The 17,619-nt window shown below is 57.3% G+C and carries 17 protein-coding genes and 1 pseudogene; 10 read left to right on the forward strand and 8 right to left on the reverse strand.

Going from position 1 to position 17,619, the window contains the following annotated elements:
• Positions 1-9 precede the first annotated feature (9 nt).
• Complete coding sequence (locus J5289_RS20855; protein ID WP_142831047.1) at positions 10-516, reverse strand: oxidoreductase; 507 nt, start codon at positions 514-516, stop codon at positions 10-12.
• A 599-nt stretch (positions 517-1,115) separates the two neighbouring features.
• Between J5289_RS20855 and J5289_RS20860 the strand changes: the two genes are divergently transcribed.
• Positions 1,116-3,035, forward strand: coding sequence for a bifunctional diguanylate cyclase/phosphodiesterase (locus J5289_RS20860; RefSeq protein ID WP_209207383.1), 1,920 nt, complete (start codon positions 1,116-1,118; stop codon positions 3,033-3,035).
• 18 nt (positions 3,036-3,053) lie between these two features.
• On the opposite strand, the gene J5289_RS29410 is transcribed toward J5289_RS20860, so the two are convergent.
• Positions 3,054-3,296, reverse strand: coding sequence for a DUF427 domain-containing protein (locus J5289_RS29410; protein ID WP_257625514.1), 243 nt, complete (start codon positions 3,294-3,296; stop codon positions 3,054-3,056).
• Positions 3,297-3,830: 534 nt separating this feature from the next.
• On the opposite strand from J5289_RS29410, the gene J5289_RS20870 reads away from it, so the two are divergent.
• Entirely contained in the window at positions 3,831-4,889 is a 1,059-nt protein-coding gene (locus J5289_RS20870) for a 2-keto-3-deoxygluconate permease (RefSeq protein ID WP_209207382.1), read from the forward strand.
• 90 nt (positions 4,890-4,979) lie between these two features.
• Here the strand turns inward: J5289_RS20870 and J5289_RS20875 are convergent.
• Positions 4,980-6,040 (reverse strand): IS630 family transposase gene (locus tag J5289_RS20875; protein ID WP_374108560.1). Its coding sequence is split into 2 segments (ribosomal slippage): positions 4,980-5,510 and positions 5,513-6,040, totalling 1,059 coding nucleotides; the frame shifts between segments, so codons are not numbered across the junction.
• Positions 6,041-6,161: 121 nt separating this feature from the next.
• Between J5289_RS20875 and J5289_RS20880 the strand changes: the two are divergent.
• The 6 genes and pseudogenes from J5289_RS20880 to J5289_RS20905 form a co-directional block, all read left to right on the forward strand.
• A pseudogene (locus J5289_RS20880) lies at positions 6,162-6,439 on the forward strand (IS21 family transposase); the annotation flags it as partial.
• Positions 6,440-6,680: 241 nt separating this feature from the next.
• A complete protein-coding gene (locus J5289_RS20885) occupies positions 6,681-7,448 on the forward strand; it encodes a hypothetical protein (protein WP_247750737.1) in 768 nt (255 codons plus the stop codon).
• A 237-nt stretch (positions 7,449-7,685) separates the two neighbouring features.
• A complete protein-coding gene (locus tag J5289_RS20890) occupies positions 7,686-8,315 on the forward strand; it encodes a recombinase family protein (RefSeq protein WP_209207377.1) in 630 nt (209 codons plus the stop codon).
• A gap of 330 nt (positions 8,316-8,645) precedes the next feature.
• Complete coding sequence (locus J5289_RS20895; RefSeq protein ID WP_209207376.1) at positions 8,646-8,822, forward strand: hypothetical protein; 177 nt, start codon at positions 8,646-8,648, stop codon at positions 8,820-8,822.
• A gap of 309 nt (positions 8,823-9,131) precedes the next feature.
• Entirely contained in the window at positions 9,132-9,845 is a 714-nt protein-coding gene (locus J5289_RS20900; RefSeq protein WP_209207375.1) for an SOS response-associated peptidase, read from the forward strand.
• Positions 9,846-10,172 carry a hypothetical protein gene (locus J5289_RS20905; protein ID WP_209207374.1) on the forward strand — a complete coding sequence of 109 codons (327 nt, stop codon included), beginning with the start codon at positions 9,846-9,848 and terminating at the stop codon, positions 10,170-10,172.
• A 43-nt stretch (positions 10,173-10,215) separates the two neighbouring features.
• Here J5289_RS20905 and J5289_RS20910 read toward each other — a convergent pair whose 3' ends face one another.
• A complete protein-coding gene (locus J5289_RS20910) occupies positions 10,216-10,518 on the reverse strand; it encodes a hypothetical protein (protein WP_209207373.1) in 303 nt (100 codons plus the stop codon).
• A gap of 720 nt (positions 10,519-11,238) precedes the next feature.
• A complete protein-coding gene (locus J5289_RS20915; RefSeq protein ID WP_209207372.1) occupies positions 11,239-11,388 on the reverse strand; it encodes a hypothetical protein in 150 nt (49 codons plus the stop codon).
• A 234-nt stretch (positions 11,389-11,622) separates the two neighbouring features.
• Between J5289_RS20915 and J5289_RS20920 the strand changes: the two genes are divergently transcribed.
• Positions 11,623-12,144 carry a hypothetical protein gene (locus tag J5289_RS20920; protein ID WP_209207371.1) on the forward strand — a complete coding sequence of 174 codons (522 nt, stop codon included), beginning with the start codon at positions 11,623-11,625 and terminating at the stop codon, positions 12,142-12,144.
• Between the two features lie 708 nt (positions 12,145-12,852).
• Positions 12,853-13,218, forward strand: coding sequence for a hypothetical protein (locus J5289_RS20925; protein ID WP_209207370.1), 366 nt, complete (start codon positions 12,853-12,855; stop codon positions 13,216-13,218).
• Between the two features lie 471 nt (positions 13,219-13,689).
• Here the strand turns inward: J5289_RS20925 and paoC are convergent, their stop codons facing one another.
• The 3 genes from paoC to paoA are packed head-to-tail and all read right to left on the reverse strand — an operon-like array spanning position 13,690 to position 17,480.
• Positions 13,690-15,891 (reverse strand): aldehyde oxidoreductase molybdenum-binding subunit PaoC, encoded by a 2,202-nt coding sequence (gene paoC, locus J5289_RS20930; protein WP_209207369.1) that lies wholly within the window; start codon positions 15,889-15,891, stop codon positions 13,690-13,692.
• 3 nt (positions 15,892-15,894) lie between these two features.
• Positions 15,895-16,845 (reverse strand): xanthine dehydrogenase family protein subunit M, encoded by a 951-nt coding sequence (locus J5289_RS20935; protein WP_209207368.1) that lies wholly within the window; start codon positions 16,843-16,845, stop codon positions 15,895-15,897.
• Positions 16,842-17,480: an aldehyde dehydrogenase iron-sulfur subunit PaoA gene (paoA, locus tag J5289_RS20940; RefSeq protein WP_209186569.1), complete on the reverse strand. Its 639-nt coding sequence runs from the start codon at positions 17,478-17,480 to the stop codon at positions 16,842-16,844. Before paoA ends, J5289_RS20935 begins: the two co-directional genes overlap by 4 nt.
• Positions 17,481-17,619: the final 139 nt, after the last annotated feature.

Below are 17,619 nucleotides of genomic sequence, written 5' to 3' on the forward strand. Positions count from 1 at the left end.
GCTTAATCTCTATTCGACTCTAAGCTTGGCGACCTGCCAGGCCGACCGTGTGTAATAAAGCTGGTTTTGCAGCTGAGAATCACTGTCGTAGGGATACACGATAAACAATGGCCCCTTGTCTCGAATCGCCATGTATTTTCCATCTCGTTTCAGGGCGAGAATGACATGATATTTTTTAAAGTCTTCGAGCGGAATTACGCAGCTATAGTCATTAAGTGCGATTGCAGTTACAGTCGATCCTTTGGCGCCGACAAGGGTCATCAGCTTTTGGAGTGACACTCCTTCGAAGCGAACTTTGCCATCATACCAAGGCGTTGACGTTTCGACAGTTTCTAGGCCCAGCGTTTCAAGCATATCGCGGTCGAATTGAGCATCCAGCCCGGCATTTGTGTTTTCGATGTTTCCGGAGATGGTCAGGATCGTCTCGTTCTTTGCCTCTGGAAGGGATCCTGCGTTTGCGCTGGAAAACCAGATGAACGTTAAAGTCACACAGGCTATGACACGGGCGAGGTTCATTATTCTTCTCCAGACGCAACAATTTGACAAATACAAGACATTGCCTAATTTTCGGTGACGATAAGAACGCCTTTTCAGCGTTTGTACCCGACGGCGAGCAACTATTTTTGGTATCAGATGAACGCCGTTGTCCTTGGTCGCTTTTTCGGCCAAACGAGGTTGTCTAAAAACACGGAGGCGCGTTTAATTCTGTGTCAGATAGATCGGAGTTTTGGATATAGAGCCCGCTCTTCCGCTCCAATAGGAAGGACACAGCGTAGAGATGCGGAAGACACCTGCAAAATTGGCGATGGCAGCGGTTTTCCATGTTTGATGTTCAAGAACTTTTAGCGCTTAAATGCACAGAATTCCTTGACCTAGCGTGCGCATCGAACGGCATTTCGTACTGTTGCACGATATAGGCCGGGACGACAAACGCGTTGGAATCGCTGAGCTTGGTATGTGCCACCTGCAACTTTGCTCGCTCATTGCGGCCACATACACACAAGCTGCATACCGCATGAATTGCTCTCCAAACCTGTTGTTCTTGTAATTATCATCAGTATATTAGGAATGATTTTACGCGAAGCTGCCATCTTCATCTAAAAAATGAGGATGTCATGCTTAGCTATTTGCGATTATTTCGTTGGCTCACCTTGCGCGAGGAGCAGCCCGAGCTGGCGATCGCCCAATGCCGCGAGCTCCAGGGCCAAATTCCTCTGCTTTATGCTTTGCTAAGCTTGAACGCAGTTGCGGTCGCCTACACTCATCTTGACGTTGCCCCTGCCTGGATGACCGTATGGATTCCGCTGGTTCTGGTATCCGCCAGCATTCTGCGCCTTATTGCTTGGCTGAAAAAGCCTGATGCGCCTATAAATGGGGCCGAAGCAATCCAGACGCTCAGAAGGACCACAGTCCTTGGCGGTGTGATGGCCTCGGTCTACATCTCCTGGTCTCTGGGATTGGGCAGCTACGGGGGTGACCACCAACAGGCACACGTTGCGATCTTTATCGCAATTACTGTCATTGGATGTATCTTTTGCCTGATCCACCTTCCCCAGGCAGCTCTGGCCGTGACTGCCATCGTGACTATTCCCTATCTCATTTACTATTTTTCGCTTGGCGATGCGGTGTACATCGCCATCGCCCTGAATATCTTACTTGTGACCATCGTGATGATCCGCGTCCTACTTAACAGTCATCGCGGCTTCGTTCGACTGGTCCGCTCGGAGGCCGAGACGCAACGGTTAAACCGTGAGGTGACGGTTCTCGCGCATACGGATCCTCTTACTCGACTTCCAAACCGTCGGCTGTTCTTCTCAGAGGTGTCGGGCCGTATCGGACTAGATGCTAAAAGGGGCGGCAAAATATGCGTGGGAATTATTGATCTTGACCGCTTTAAAGCGGTCAATGACACCTATGGCCACATTGTCGGAGACCAATTGCTTGAGGCCGCCGGAGAGCGACTTCGCGTGGCTTTCGGATCTGAAGCAATGGTCGCACGTCTTGGAGGCGATGAATTTGCCTTCCTCCTTGAAATGGACGGCGAAGCAGCGACGGTATTTGCGAACCAGACGTGCGCAGCTCTGTTGAGGCCTTTCAAGCTTGGTGATATCGCAATCTCTATCGGAGCATCTTGTGGTCTTTCTACATCGACGTCCGAGGTCGTGAGCGCCATGACACTTTACGACCGGGCTGATTATGCACTCTACAGAGCGAAGAGCGAGCGACGCGGCTTTGCCGTGCTATATTCAAGCGAGCACGAGCGGCTCATTCGGTCGGAACGCGCCGTGGAAGCGGCACTGCAGGCCGCTGATCTCGAGACCGAAATGGAGATCAACCTTCAGCCAATCGTCAGTGGGCCGAATTTCGAGATGAGGGCCGTGGAGGCGCTTGCCAGGTGGACCAGTCCCACCCTTGGCCGTATCCCCCCTGATATCTTCATCCCACTTGCCGAGCGGGCGGGCATCATCCACCGGCTAACCTTGACACTCCTGCGCAAGGCGCTCGCGCATCTCACACGGCTTCCCGCCGGAATAACGTTATCGTTCAACCTGTCTGCCCATGACCTCACTTCCTCGGAGACCGTGGTTGGCATCATCGCATTGATCCTCGAAGCTGGCGCTGAACCCTCCCGCATCACCATGGAACTGACGGAAACCGCCGTCATGCGTGACTTCGATGCTGCAGAGCAATCAATCCGCCTTCTTCGCGGCCTCGGCATCAAAATCGCGCTCGACGACTTCGGTACGGGTCAATCCAGCCTGAGCTATCTTCACAGGCTGCCGATCGATAAGGTGAAGATCGACCGAAGCTTTGTGATTGGGACAGCGAGCGAGTCGGGATGCGAAATACTGGCGGCGGTCGTTGCGCTATGCCGATCGATGAAGATGCTATGTATCGCGGAAGGTGTCGAAGACACTCGCCAGCTTGACATCCTGCGCGGCATCGGGTGCGATACATTTCAAGGCTATTTATTCGCCAGGCCGATGGCGATCGATAGCCTCATGGAATGGATGACGTTGCGCGTCGCAGCGTAAATTTTCCCCGATTTGGTCTCAGCTAGACAGGCTTTTGGATGCGAGCTGTGTCGCTTCCCCTACCCTACTCTTGAGCAATAGGGACGATCTTGGTCGTGACGAAAAGTGAATCAGGCTCCGATCTTCCCACTTTTCCAAAAGTCCACGCGGTTTGATCTCCTTCCCGGCCGGTTTTGGTTCCGCATAGAACCAGGCCGCGTCTACATTTTTCTGACCGTCGACCTCTAACGTATAGTAGCTTACTTGGACTTTCCAAAGCACAGCTCGACTTGGTGTCGGGGGGCCCCAAGGCCGAAAAAGAAGATCTCGGAAGAGGCACCCGTCGTGGGAGAGCCGGTATAGAGGCTCGCCGCGCTACCGTAGATCGATGAAGGGTTCACCGAAATTGGAAGCATTCGCCGAGGACCGCAGGTTCAGCTTTTCTTGCGCGATCGGCGCTTCCACTTTGCGGCCAGAGCCTCGACGTTTTTTCTCGTTCATCGTGGCCAAAACCACCAATACGCCACACTTGAACTTGACGAGGGCAAAGTGACGACAATCGCGAGCGCTCAAAGACTTGGGACAGATGCGTTATAATGCTGAATCCGAAAGAAAAAATTCTGCAACCGCCGAACCTCAGATCGAATTTGATGCAATGATGGTCTTCGCACCTGGTTGGATCTCACTGACTGGTAGAGGCGCTTGAAAAAGTAGTGTACTACCGAATTGACTCGGATCGCGCGGGAGGAGACTGCGCGACAGGTCGCGCTACTAAAATCGGGCCGGGGCGAGCAGCGCCTGCTGGGAGGAGATGAAATGAAGATCAAAGACGCGGTTGACCGCATACCCGGCGGTCTGATGCTCGTACCCCTGCTGCTGGGCGCGGTATGCAAAACCTTTGCGCCCGAGGCAGCCGGCTATTTCAAGGGCTTTACGCAAGGCATCATGACCGGTGTCATCCCGATTCTGGCGGTCTGGTTTTTCTGCATGGGGGCATCGATCAAATTAAGCTCGACCGGAACGGTCTTGCGCAAGTCGGGCACGATCGTGCTGACCAAATTCGTTGCCGCGGCGATCGTCACCTTCATCGCATCCCTGATTCTTCCCCCCGGGGGTATTCAGAGCGGCATATTTGCGGGACTGTCCGTGCTTGCCATTGTTTGCGCCATGGATATGACCAATGGCGGTCTTTATGCCTCGTTGATGCAGACCTACGGTACCAAGGAAGAAGCAGGAGCCTTCGTCTTGACGTCCATCGAATCCGGACCGCTCATGAGCATGATCATTCTCGGTGCATCCGGCGTCGCACACTTTGAGCCGCAGATATTTATCGGTGCCATCTTGCCGTTTGTCGTCGGTTTCGCTTTGGGCAATCTGGATGCAAAGCTCAGGGTGCTGTTTGCGCCGGGCAGCGTCTTGATGATTCCGTTTTTTGCCTTTACTCTGGGCAACACCATTGATTTGCACACCCTGCTGTCGCCACTAGCTGGACTCGGTATCGCTCTCGCGCTCGCCGTCATTGTCCTAACCGGGATCCCGCTTATCCTCGCAGATAGATATTTAGGGGGTGGAAACGGCACCGCCGGCCTTGCTGCCTCTTCCACTGCCGGTGCTGCCGCAGCCAACCCGATCGCAATCGTTGCCGTCGCGCCGCAATTTGCGCCGGCTGCGCCAAGCGCGACTGCACTTGTTGCGATCTGCATTATCGTGACGTCCATCGTCGTGCCAATTCTAACCGGCTTCTGGTTTAAGAAGTTCGGCAACAATGCGGAAGCTGCTAACCGCGGCGTCGACGAAGTTGCAGCCAAACACCTTGACTCGCGGATTGATCCGGTCGGTAACCGAGACCAGCCTTGCGTCTTGCCGGCAGACTAAAGCATAAGCGTCAGATGTCGGCGTTTCATTTGTCTGTATGTCATTATAGACGGAAACTTGCTCGCGTAGTGTAATACGCGTCCTCATTGATCAGAACCCATCGGCCCATTCTCTGCGTCCGATGGACATGATCCGCCAAGGCTGGCTCTCGAGTTTGCGCCAGGCGTCGCAGCAATGGGCAACGATATCGTCGTAGGATTTGAAGATGCGGTTGGAAAGCCAGTTCTCGCGCATGAAGAGCCAGAGATTTTCAACCGGGTTCAGCTCTGGCGATTTCGGCGGCAGCGGCAGAATAGTGATGTTGGTGGGGACAACGAGTGCGTTGGACATATGCCAACCGGCCTGGTCCATGATGAGGATGGCATGTGCGCCATCGGCGATGTGACGGGATATTTCTGCCAGATGCTGGGTCATTGCGTGGGTATCACACCACGGCATGACGAGAGCGGCGGCCTTGCCGAGCTTGGGGCAGATGGCACCGAAGATGTAGGCGGAGCGGGTTCGCTGGTCATGCGGCGCGAACGGCCTTGAGCCTCGCTTTGCCCAGCGACGGGTGATCTTGTTCTTTTGCCCTATCCGGGCCTCGTCTTGGTACCAAATTTCTATTCGTTTTCCTTGTGCCACTCCGCTCGCAATCTCTGCCACTGCGGCGGGGAAGTTTTTTTAAACTCCTCAATGGCTTGAGGGTCCTGCTCATGATGTTTCGGTCGCGCAGCCAGCTTGCGATAACCAAGGGCACGCACCTCCCGGCTCAGCGTCTGTTGGCTCACCGAGACACGAAAATCTTCCCAGAGCCATTGGGCCAGATCACACAGCCGCCAGCGCACGACCCCGTCGAGATAGGGCGTCGGACCCCGCTCAATGGCCTTTGCCAGTGCGGCCCGCTGAACATCGTTCAACCGTGACCGGGGTCCTGGAGCCTTGCCATCGATCAGCCCCTCGGGGCCATTGGCATTGAACCGCAAGACCCAATCGCGCACGATCTGCAGCGTCACATTGCCCAGCCGCGCCGCATCCGAGCGTGAGCCTCCCTCATAGATCGCGGCAAGTGCCAAAAGACGACGTGCTTGAGCCGCATGCTTGCTTTGGCGGGCCAGACGCCGAAGACCTTCCGCGTCAAAATCTGCACGTAATGAAATCGCCGCTCCCATCGCAAACCTCCAGTTTGTGCCAGAGATTCAGATTCATCGCCTTTTGGGAAGCCCAAGAGTCGAACTCAGCGAGGGCGCGTATAACTTGGACGCACCGATGATGCCCGGGACCACTCCTTGGCGGCCAAGACGCCAGTTCTTTGAAGAGTTTGGCTATCCCGTCCTGCGACCGCTCCGGTCGAACGATATGTCTTCGCTAAGTGGTAGATAAGCCGGGCTGGCCTCGATTATCATGTCGATATCGACAAGCACTTTTACTTCGTGCCCTACCGTTTTGCCCGTGAGCAGGTTGGAGCATGGATCACTGCCTACAGACTCGAGATATTCTAAAAGGGCGAACGGATGGCAGCCCAAAGGCGCTCGAGTGGTAACGGCAAGCACATGACGACACCGGTGCACAGGCGCCATTGACCTCCCCAACGACGTGCCGTCTTCGAGGTTTGAGGCTGACATCTGCGAAGAGAGGGGTGACATTCTCCTAAGCTAGGACTACCTACCCGTATGAATAGATAGGTCGATATTTGCAAGGCAGAGGCAATTGGTTACTTCATTGGAAAAAAGTCATGGTGCCATTTTTCAGTTCAGAGCACGCAGGATAGTTAGGAAGGCGCTCCGCTTGCCGAATTATGGAGCTGGGAGCTTGTCGAGATTCAGTGACGCCGTGGACGGCGACCTACCCGACCCTGCGATGGGCAAGGACGTGATCCTTGCAGCCTGCGACGGCAATTACTTCAATTTATTCGCAGTCGATTTAATTGGATCAATGGAAAGGTTGGGCGTACGCCAGGCTCTTCATATCCATCTCCTCGAGCCCCCTAAAAGCGTCATTGCGGCTGCGGAAAAGCTGCGGGCAAGCCTCAAATGGGTCAGACTGACTGTGACGATAGACCGTTGCGAACTGGCTGCAGGCCTGCAACATCGCCAAGTCTACTACACAGCGGCTCGGTTTTTGGTTGCCCCCTTAATTCTTGATAGAGGAATTGAGAGGCTTCTGGTGATAGACGTTGATGCGGTGATGAACAAGTCTCCATGGGATATGTTCACCTCTTCCTCGAGACTATGCGACGGTGGCTTTATTTTCCGCCCTCAGAAGAAGAGACCTTGGTACCGAGTGCTGGCATCTGCCGTTTTCTACAGCGCGGACGCTGGCTCTCGCCGCCTGGCTTCGGCCATCGCTCGCAGCCTCACGTCCACTCTGCTTCTGAAGCCTTCGTATCATATCGATCAGCTCATTCCCTATTACGCCTGCTCGTTTGCGCCTGACTATAACGAGGCGTTCAAAGTCTTTGATATGCCCCCTGAAGTTATGGGCTACAACTACGAGGCCGAGGCATCTTTCTGGACGGTCAAAGGCAAGTCTGACATCGAGAAGTTTATTTCAGAGAAGAAAGTGCTGCTAGACACCTAAGAGTGGCTTTTCATGCTTTCCGGACATCGATAACAGTGTCTGGATCTGGCGCTGTCCTTGCGTGTAAAATCCATGTCTACCTGTTGCTCATAATCTGGCTTCATCGAGCACGAGACCAGAGCTTTTAAAGCCTCAGGAATAGACATCATTCACGCTTGGACGGGCTGATCAGCACCTTTTACTTAGGCGAGAAAAGCTGTATTTCCAGTCGCAACACAGTTTCACGAGCGGCTTCCCATGGTCATTCACGCCTATCTGCAAGCAAGCACCACGGATGAGGATGCAAAGCGCGCCTGCAAACGTCTGACGGAATTTGCATCCCGAAAAAAATGGAAGATAGCATCCACATCCATCGAGAATGGAAGTGGGGTGTCACATCAGCGGCCCGAGCTCTTCCGACTTTTGTCAGGTTGCGAGCCGGGCGACATTCTTCTTATCGGCGAAATCGATAGTCTTACGCGCTTAAACATGGGGGTATGGGATCGTTTGCGTGCCGAGATTACCGCCCGTGACGTGCTGATCGTGTCTGTCGACCTGCCGACCTCTTGGAAGATGGTGTCGACAGAGCGGGACGAAATGCACGGACTGGTAGTCCACGCTATCAACAGCACTGTTCTGGATGCTCTGGCCACGACCGCCCGCACGAGGCATGAACATAGGCGGTTGCGGCAGCAGCAGGGCATTGTGAATGCAAAGACTGCAGGACGATACCCTGGCAGGCCCGAAAACACTCGCAGGAACGAGGAAATCATGGCGATGCTTCGGGGTGGCAAGAGTTGGGAAAGCATCCGCCACAAGACCCACTGTTCGAGTTCGACGATCGCGCGCATGGCAAAACGCATCAAAGCCAAGGAGCAGGCGGAATAGACCGCAACTGCGGTCCCGGTCCGGTTGCTAGATCAGACGCTCAATCGTCACGTCGCCAGCCAGGCAGAGCGTGGATGGCATCTCGCACAACTGCTCGAGACCATTCGAGGTGACCGCCGGCCTCCCCTGGAATGTTCGTCCGAAATACGTTCGACCGGCCAGGCGGCAGGGGGGCAAATCCACTGCCCAGCGGATGTTGTCAATGAGCGCGACAGCGCCTAGGTTGTGGTCGTGGCGTGCACGCCCGCTGGGCCTAACGCGGCGTGTGGACGCTGCTTCAAGCTCCTCTTGATTTGCGGAGATCAGCGTGCCCAGTCAGGAGAGTTTGCCGTGGGTTGGAAAACGCCAGAAATCGAATATGTGAACGGCTATAAGATCGTTGAGGTCGCCGGACCGTCCTTCAAAATTTATGACGGCAACCGTCAAGTTGGTGACGATTTTCCCTATTCGGGAGAAGCTGCGCATTATGCGAACTCGCTGCCGAAGCCTGACCAAACCCCTAAGTAGGAGTACGGATCCGCCTTCGGCCGAACGCTCTTGACGGGATGCGAACGGCGACCCAGCAATTTCACTGCCTATGCGGGGCGGCTGTGATGAGCGGAATGACCGTCGGATTGGTCAATGGAAACCGTAGTGCCGAGAAAGATCTGGAAGCGAGCCGATTGAACCTCGCCGAACCAAAACGGCTCAAGGACATTTAAGCTCAGCACGGGAGGGCCTATCTGCTGACGGCAAAACGAGAGGATCGCGCTTGTTCATCCTTGGTTGCCGAACATAACTCTTGGACTATCTTCAGGATGACACCGGGGTAGCATAATGTGCAATCTGTACAATCTGACGAGCAACCAGCAAGCCATCCGCGATTTTATCGATGTCACCCGATATCGCGAGGGCAATTTGCCTCCGTCCCTCAACGTCCACCCAGACCGTCCCGGCCCGATCATCCGTGTCGATCCCGACGGCAAACGGGAGCTGGTCATGTCAGTCTGGGGCATGCCAACCCCGGACGTCCACCTTGGCGGCAAGCCGGACAAGGGGGTGACCAATGTTCGCAAGACATGGATCCCGCATTGGCAGCAGTGGCTTGGCGTTGAAAACCGTTGTCTTGTTCTTGCAACCGCGTTCAGCGAATATGAACAGCTCGCCGATCCGGAAACGGGCAGGAAGTGCTTGCGTTGGTTCGCCGTGAACGAGGCCCAGCCGGTGTTCGCCCTTGCAGGCATTCATACGCGATGGACCGGTGCCCGTGGTCCGATCAAAGCGCCGCGCGAAGGCGAGCACGACATCTTTGCGTTTCTGACGACCGACCCCAACGATATCGTCAAACCGATCCATCCCAAAGCCATGCCCGTGCTTTTGACGACACGAGAAGAATGCGAGATTTGGATGACGGCAGACTGGAAAGAGGCCAAGAAACTCCAGCGACCGCTTCCGGAAGAGAGAATGACGGTCCTGCCGCGATACACGGCAGTCGGCGGACTGGGCGGGCATCCCGGCCAAACCGCAGACCTGTTGCCGGCGCCCCTTTGAATGGCGAAAAACGAGCGCGCCTATCCAGACACGCCGGATGGTCGGTATTTCGTGGTGCGGGGCAGGCTCTGGCGCAAAAGCAATCCGGGTCTGGAGGAGACAAGACGCGTGCAACTTTTGGGCGAGCTGATGGCGGCCCGTCGGGCCGTTCGGGATGCCAAAGGGGAAAAGGACGCAACGACTGCCGCGCGCAGTCTGGTCGATGAGGCCAAAATCGCCCTTGGAGAGCGAGGGCCCGTCTGGTGGGAGGATGGCGCGCCGGATTACAATCGCAAGCTCGCCAAGAACACACCCTATGCCGACTGGTGGGCCGCTTCCTGCAACTGAAGAGGTCGCTCCCGGTCGAATGGCAGGTTCAGGGCGCGATCCGCTACGAGACTGCTGCCGTCGATGCCGATGGTCCCGTGACAAAGCCGAGCACGAAGATCACGACCTTGTCGGATGACATCTCGCACGGCTTCAGTGTCAGCCCTGCGTCATTCAGACGATAGAGATTGAAACTGACCATGTCGGATCCGGCCAGGTCTTCGGCATAGAGCCAGACGCGTTTGCGATCGGCGGAGCGGTTGACGGTCACCCCCCATCGTCGCCCCTCGAACATGCCTTCCGTATAGCCATCGGCAAATCGCTCTAGGGCGTGCCAGAAGGCATCGTGTGGCGGATCGGTTATCATGGCAGCACGATAGGGTGAGACCCAATGACAGACAAGCGGATCACGTTCACTGGAATGTTCCGGCATTCCCGGTCAGCGGTGCGCTGAGCCCCTTCGCCTTGGTTACCTGTGCCAAAATCGGCCATGGCAATCGGGACGCTGCGTTGCTTGATCTGGCGCAGCGCGTCACGCGCGCGTTCTTGTCTGTCATAAGAGAGGTTTCGGTCATCTCGAGTTCGAGGCGTGCCGATTGGGCCTGTTTCGCGGAATTAGGTAGCAGATGCCACCACTTTCCTTGAAGTTCCTGGGCGACGCAAATCATCTCCGTCTTATGTAGACAGGGTCCTCTCCCTCGCCCTCGTCGGCGGTGCCCGCCATTGCCATACGTATGCCTTGCCAAGCTGTCGCCGCTGACTCGATGCCAAAGTCTTCTTCCATCCAACGGATGAACGTTCTTGTGCCCATCAGTGCGATATCGGCTCGGATCGCTCTCACAGCGTCACGACCGTCACGATCGTCCATGGTCACGACGATTTCCTCCGTTTGCGCTAACTCAGCTTTGAGATCTTGGACGGCGGAAAAGACACTTCGTTCCCCGCGGTCGCTCCAGTCGGGGTGTAGGTCATCCGGCCTCCCAGCCATTTCCCAAAGGAGCATCTCGCGTTCGTGTCGCTGGCCTCCGACTGTTTTGAGAACCGTAATTTTGTCTCGCTTGCTTTGCAGCCACTCAACCACGTAAGCTCAAGCGTTTCGTCTCTGATCCCAGCCTTCGCCTGGCTCACGAATGGCTTCGGCAATCACCATGTCGGTGATCATCACCTCGCATCCCGGCTCGAAGAGCCAGTTCAGCGCTTCGATCGTGCCAAGAAGATATAATGGAGTGTTGTCCATGATTAAGAAGCGGGGTGTCCCTTGGATGCTCTCGCTGTAACTCTCTCCCGAAGATAAGGTCCATTACCATCCGTGAGGTTTTCGCCCGTTGATTGCATCGAGTCTGGTGGCAGTTGTTAACTAAGTTCGGAATTCTCCGAGGGCTGAGACAGCTGCTCGATTGGGCGGAAGGCTTCGGGAACAAATCCGGACGCAGACTGTTGCCCTATCCAGCAACCATCACCTAGGTGCGCGATGTTCGAAAACGAAACCGATTGGAAGTCAGCTACCACGGTAATCTGCGACATCCTGCGAGGGAGTTCATCGCTGGCGGTACAGACCCGATCGTCGCAAGCTGAGAACGGAAGACAGCGGTCACAGTCTTTAAGCTGGCGCTACGAGCAGACACAGCCCCATCACGTCGGCCCGGATCCCGCATCGGCGCTTTTCTCGTCGGGACATCTTCGCGACGTCCTGACACGAATGTCGGCTTCGGACTTCTTTTTCGCCTATGAGGCCGTTCCAGACCTGGAGCTCACTGCGCATATCGACGCAGCACTTTCCGAGTTCTCTTCGATAGACCTGACGCTGGTGAAGCTGACGGTCGGCTCGGTTGCACTTACATGGCTGCTTGTGTCGCTTGGGTCACCGCGCGATCTCGTACTTTGGAAGATGAAGTATCATCTGCGCAAGGCGCAACTATTCGATCCCAGTTCCTCCAATGACGCGGGTCCGAAAGCAGACCTGGGAGCTCCGGCACAAAACTTCGATCGTTAAAATCGACCTTTACGAAGATTTTATCCTGAACTCTGCTTTGGCTGCATTTGAACCTAAGTCGCTAAATGGAAGTCTGTCGAGGCGCGGCGCAGGGAGTTTTGTCCAGTTCCGGACAGACAGAAAAGGGACGAAACCATAATCTGCCTTTCGCATTTTCCTCGGTCCATTATTCGAGCGGAGACATACGATGGAAGAGAAGAAGCGCCGGGTTCAATTGACGAAAGAGCAGAAGCGAAGGCTTGCCGAGAAATCCACGGAAATTGCCTTCGCGGAGGAGGAAAGGCGGCGACGGGAAGCACAGGCGAAGTCGGCCCGCCTTCGAAGTCTCCGGGAGGAGCGGTCGTCGGGATCGATCTCCAGACCGAGCTAACCATCGCGTAGGAGAATGTGAAGCAGTCGGCCTGCCTGATCTTCACACTCAGTGCCCCGGCGGAAGCCGCATCGATGCATCGTGAATTTGCGCAGGCCCGCTGCCACGGTCATTCTGGGCCGTTTACAATGCCTCGCCCTTGACGAACAGCGATTGCCATTACCACCCTTTCGCCAGGCGTATCAGAATACGCACCACTCCTAGATGGAGAGGTTAGGGAACGATTCACGCGCCACTCGGAAGCCACCAATTCTCGAGGCGCGCCTTTTTTTAGTTCAGACGGAAAGCATGTGATCGTCGATAGCCGTCGGCAATGTCCTGTTAGGAGAAATCCATTATTGGCACTTATCGAACGAGTTGACGATCGCATAGGGAAGGCCATGGGTTTGAACGAGGAAAATGAACCTTCGCTAACGGAAAGACGTCGCGCTGCCTATGAGCGTGTTGTCGACAGGTATCGTGCTCGGGGGACGCCGATCGACCGCGACCCGGTCTTTGTCGCCCTCATTTCGCAGTGGATAGAAGGCAGCATCGAGATGTCTGACGTGGCAGCGCGGTCGTCACCAAGCGGGCGGAACGTTGTTCTGAAATCCGAGATATCAGCAACTGGAAAGACCAACGAAATCCCGATGTCAAACGGTCAGCTCTTGTCCGAATTGAACAGAATGATAGGACTTCACGACACCTCAATGCCCCAGCCTTAGGTTTCCACAGTGAAAAGAATGCCGAGACGGGTCCGCTCGTGGTCCGTTTTTTCACCGCTCGCCATTCAGGCACGCGGAACATAGGTCGCTGTCGATGCGCGAACGCTTGCAGCCTGTTCCAACCGGCCGGCTGAGACCCTTGGTAAATCGCTTGGCGCGTGGTTCGCAGCTCAGCGATCATGGCCGGCTCTCCTTGGGCTGCGGGCCATTCGCCCAGGTTTTAACGCTTGCCTAAGGCTGGCCTATCTGACCACCGTGCTCACCACCATCGTTTTGCCGCCCCGCCGCCGATTTCAAGGAGGGTTGCCAGCGCCACCGGCCTCATGGAACCACTGTTCGGCGAGGCGCAGGGCTTGTCCGGGATCATCCGTGCGTGCCGCGCTTACAGGCAGCGGCATCTGAAGCTCGGCGACATTCACCCAGGACCTATACTCCGCAGGTCCACGGCTCCAGTCGACCACCACCAGCATGTCAGGCGACCTCCGGAAGACCGCCGATCAGTCTGTCGAGCGTGATTGGATAGTCCCGGACCCGGATGCCAGTTGCGTTGTAGACGGCGTTGGCGATGGCAGCGGACACGCCACAGAGACCAAGCTCGCCAACGCCCTTAGCCTTCATCGGCGAAGACATAGGATCCGTCTCATCCATGAAGATCACCTCCTGGTGCGGGATGTCGGCATGGACCGGCACTTCGTAGCCGGCCAGATCATGATTGACGAAGAACCCTTTGCGGGTGTCCACAGCCAGTTCTTCCGACAGCGCGCCGCCTGCGCCCATCGTCATTGCGCCGATGACCTGGCTGCGTGCGGTGATGGGATTGAGGATGCGGCCCGCAGCACAGACGGCGAGCATGCGCCGGATACGGGTCTCCCCCGTCGCGACATCGACGCCGACTTCGACAAAATGCGCGCCGAACGTCGATTGCTGATGCGTTTTCGACAGATCGCCCCACGTCATCGTGTCTTCCCCGACAAGTCCGTCGGAGCCTGCGGCCTCGGCCAGCGAAACCGATCTGTCGCCAGAGCGCACCATACCGTTTTCGAAGGCGACGTCATTGGCATTCAGCCCGAGCTTCTGGGCAATCGCCTCACGCAGCTTGATGCAGGCCGCATAGACGCCGGACGTGGCGGAATTGGCCCCGAACTGACCGCCCGAACCGGCCGAGACGGGAAAACGGCTGTCACCGAGATGGACGCCCACCTTGTCCATCGTCACGCCCATCATCTCGGCGGCAGTCTGGGCGATGATCGTATAGCTGCCGGTGCCGATGTCGGTCATGTCCGTTTCGACCGTCACGATCCCGTCCTTGTCGAGGCGGACCCTCGCTCCAGACGGAACTGTCTGGTTGTTGCGAAATGCCGCAGCAACGCCCATGCCGACCAGCCAATTGCCGTCGCGCCTCGATCCCGGCCTTGCGCGGGCATCCCAGCCGAAGCGTTCTGCCCCCCGTTTCAGGCAGCCGATCAGATTGCGGTGCGAAAAGGGTCGTTCGGGTTTTTCCGGGTCGACTTGGGTGTCGTTGACGATCCGAAAGTTTATCGGGTCCATGCCAACCTTCTCGGCAATCTCGTCGATGGCGATCTCGAGCGCCATCAGTCCAGGCGCTTCTCCCGGCGCACGCATGGCGTTGCCTTCCGGCAGGTCCAGCGTTGCCAGCCGCATGGCAGTCATACGATTGGCGCCGGCGTAGAGAAGCCGGGACTGCATCACGGCCGTCTCCGGCTTCCCATCTTTAAGGTTTCCGGACCAGCTTTCATGGCCGATGGCCGTGATCTTGCCGTCGCGCCCGGCCCCGATCCGGATGCGCTGGATGGTCGCCGGACGATGCGTGGCATTGTTGGCCATCATTGGCCTCGGCAACGTCACCTTCACCGGGCGCTTCGCAGCCTTCGCTGCAAAAGCCGCAAGAACGGTATCGGCGCGCAGGAACAGCTTGCCCCCGAAACCGCCGCCGATGAAGGGCGACATGAGGTGAATTTTCTCCTTGTCGACACCGAGAGTGGTTGCAAGGTCGGTGCGCCACCAGTTGATCATCTGGCTTGAGGTCCAGACCGTCAGCTCGTCGCCATTCCATGCGGCGATCGAAGCGAATGGCTCCATCATCGAATGCGACTGGTCGGGCGTCGTATAGCGTTCGTCGAGACTGACGGCGGCCGCCTTGAAGGCCCCCTCGAAGTCCCCGACCGCCGTATCCTGCTCGTCCTTGGACTCCTTCGGCTCGACCGCGCCGGCCATAGCGTCCTTCAGGTCGAAGGAACCCTTCCCTTCGGTGTAATCGACCTTGATCAAGGCGGCCGCTGACCGCGCCTGTTCGAAGGTCTCGGCAACCACGACCGCGACCGCCTGATGGTAATGCTGGATTTCCTCGCCGCCAAATAGATTGGCGATGTTGAATTTGCCTTTCTTGCGTTTGCCGACGTCAAGCGCAGTGACGACGGCGATGACGCCCGGCGCGGCCTTCGCGGCGTCCGCGTCCACCGATTTGATGCGACCCATGGCGATGGCCGCGCCCACCGGATAGCCATAGGCATAGCGGATCGCGGGATCGTGCCACTCATAGGCATAGATCGCACGACCGGTGGTCTTGAGCTGGCCGTCGATGCGCGGGATCGGCTGGCCCACCACCTTCAACTGGTCGATTGGATTGGTCGTTGCTGGCGTATCGAACTGCATGGCTCAACCCCTGGCTTCGGTGATGACAGCACCGAGCGCGCGCTCGACGAGGTTCACCTTGAAACGGTTCTGGTCGGACGGGCGGGCGTCTGCGAGGAGGACCGCAGTGGTGGCCCGCGCGCCGTTCGGCAATTGCACCTCGGCGGTGTCCATCCGCCACGGCTTGTGGGCGACACCGCCGACGGCGACGCGCCCGGTCCCATCGGGCTGAATAATCGCTCCGACGGAGATCAGCGCGAAGGCATAGGAGGCGCGGTCGCGAACCTTGCGGTAGATGTGCTTACCCCCGATCGGCGCGGGCAAGGTGACGGCCGTGACGAACTCGCCGGGCTCGAGCACGGTCTCGATATGGGGCGTGTCGCCCGGCAGACGATGGAAATCGGCGATCGGAATGGCGCGGGTCTGCCCGCTCTCCTTCACGGTCTCGACGACCGCATCCAGGGCGCGCATGGCGATTGCCATGTCGCTTGGATGCGTGGCGATGCAGGCGTCGCTGGCGCCGACAATCGCCAGTTGGCGGGTGACGCCGCCGATGGCCGAGCATCCGCTGCCCGGCTGGCGTTTGTTGCAGGGCTGGTTGGTGTCATAGAAGTAGGGACAGCGTGTCCGCTGAAGGAGGTTTCCTGCGGTCGTGGCCTTATTTCGCAATTGCCCGGAGGCACCGGCCAGCAGCGCGCGGGATAGAAGTCCGTAGTCGCGCCGCACGGTCTGGTCGGCGGCAAGGTCCGTGTTGCGCACAAGCGCCCCTATGCGCAAGCCGCCCTCGCCCGTGGCTTCGATTTTATCGAGACCGAGACCGTTGACGTCGATCAGGTGGCCCGGTGTCTCGATCTGCAGCTTCATCAGGTCGAGAAGATTGGTGCCACCGGCGATGAACTTGGCGTTCGGATTGCTGGCTGCAGCCTTGGCGGCGGCCTCGACAGAGTTGGCGCGTTCGAAGGTAAAGGGTCTCATGCTTCTGTCCCCGCAACGTCCCTGATGGCATCGACGATGTTGGAGTAAGCGCCGCAGCGACAGATATTGCCGCTCATGCGTTCGCGGATCTCGGCGAGCGTCGCCTTTCCGTCCGCCGTCAGATCGCCCGTGACATGGCTCGGGACATTCGCCTTGATCTCCTCCAACATCGCCACGGAGGAACAGATTTGTCCCGGCGTGCAGTAGCCGCACTGGAACCCGTCATGCTTGACAAAGGCGGCCTGCATGGGATGGAGATCGCCGGGCTTGCCGAGGCCTTCGATCGTGACGACCTGGTCGCCCTCGTGCATCAGGGCGAGCGTCAGGCAGGAATTGATCCTGCGCCCGTCGACGATGACGGTACAAGCGCCGCACTGGCCGTGGTCGCAGCCTTTCTTCGTGCCGGTCAGATGAAGATGCTCCCGCAGGGCGTCGAGGAGGGTCGTCCTGTTGTCGACGTCCAGTTCGCGACGGCCTCCGTTTACGCTCAGCGAGACCTTGGAGGTGAAGGTCGCTTCGCTCCCCGCCGGTTCAGTCGCCACCGCCTTGCCCGCTATCCCGGACACCACCACGGTCGCGGCAGATGAGATGAGGAGGTCGCGGCGGGACAGTTCCAGATCGATTGGGCTTGGCATGGTCGGCTCCGCTTCGTTGGAAAAGATCGGGGCGCAAAAGTGCTCACACAGCGCCCCTTGTCTTTCCAAGCTAGGGCTATGGGCGGCGACAAATAGGGGACGTCGTCGCATGCCGCTATCGTCCCCGATCATATATCTG

Source organism: Rhizobium sp. B230/85 (assembly GCF_019355735.1).
Classification (GTDB): Bacteria; Pseudomonadota; Alphaproteobacteria; order Rhizobiales; family Rhizobiaceae; genus Rhizobium; species Rhizobium rhododendri.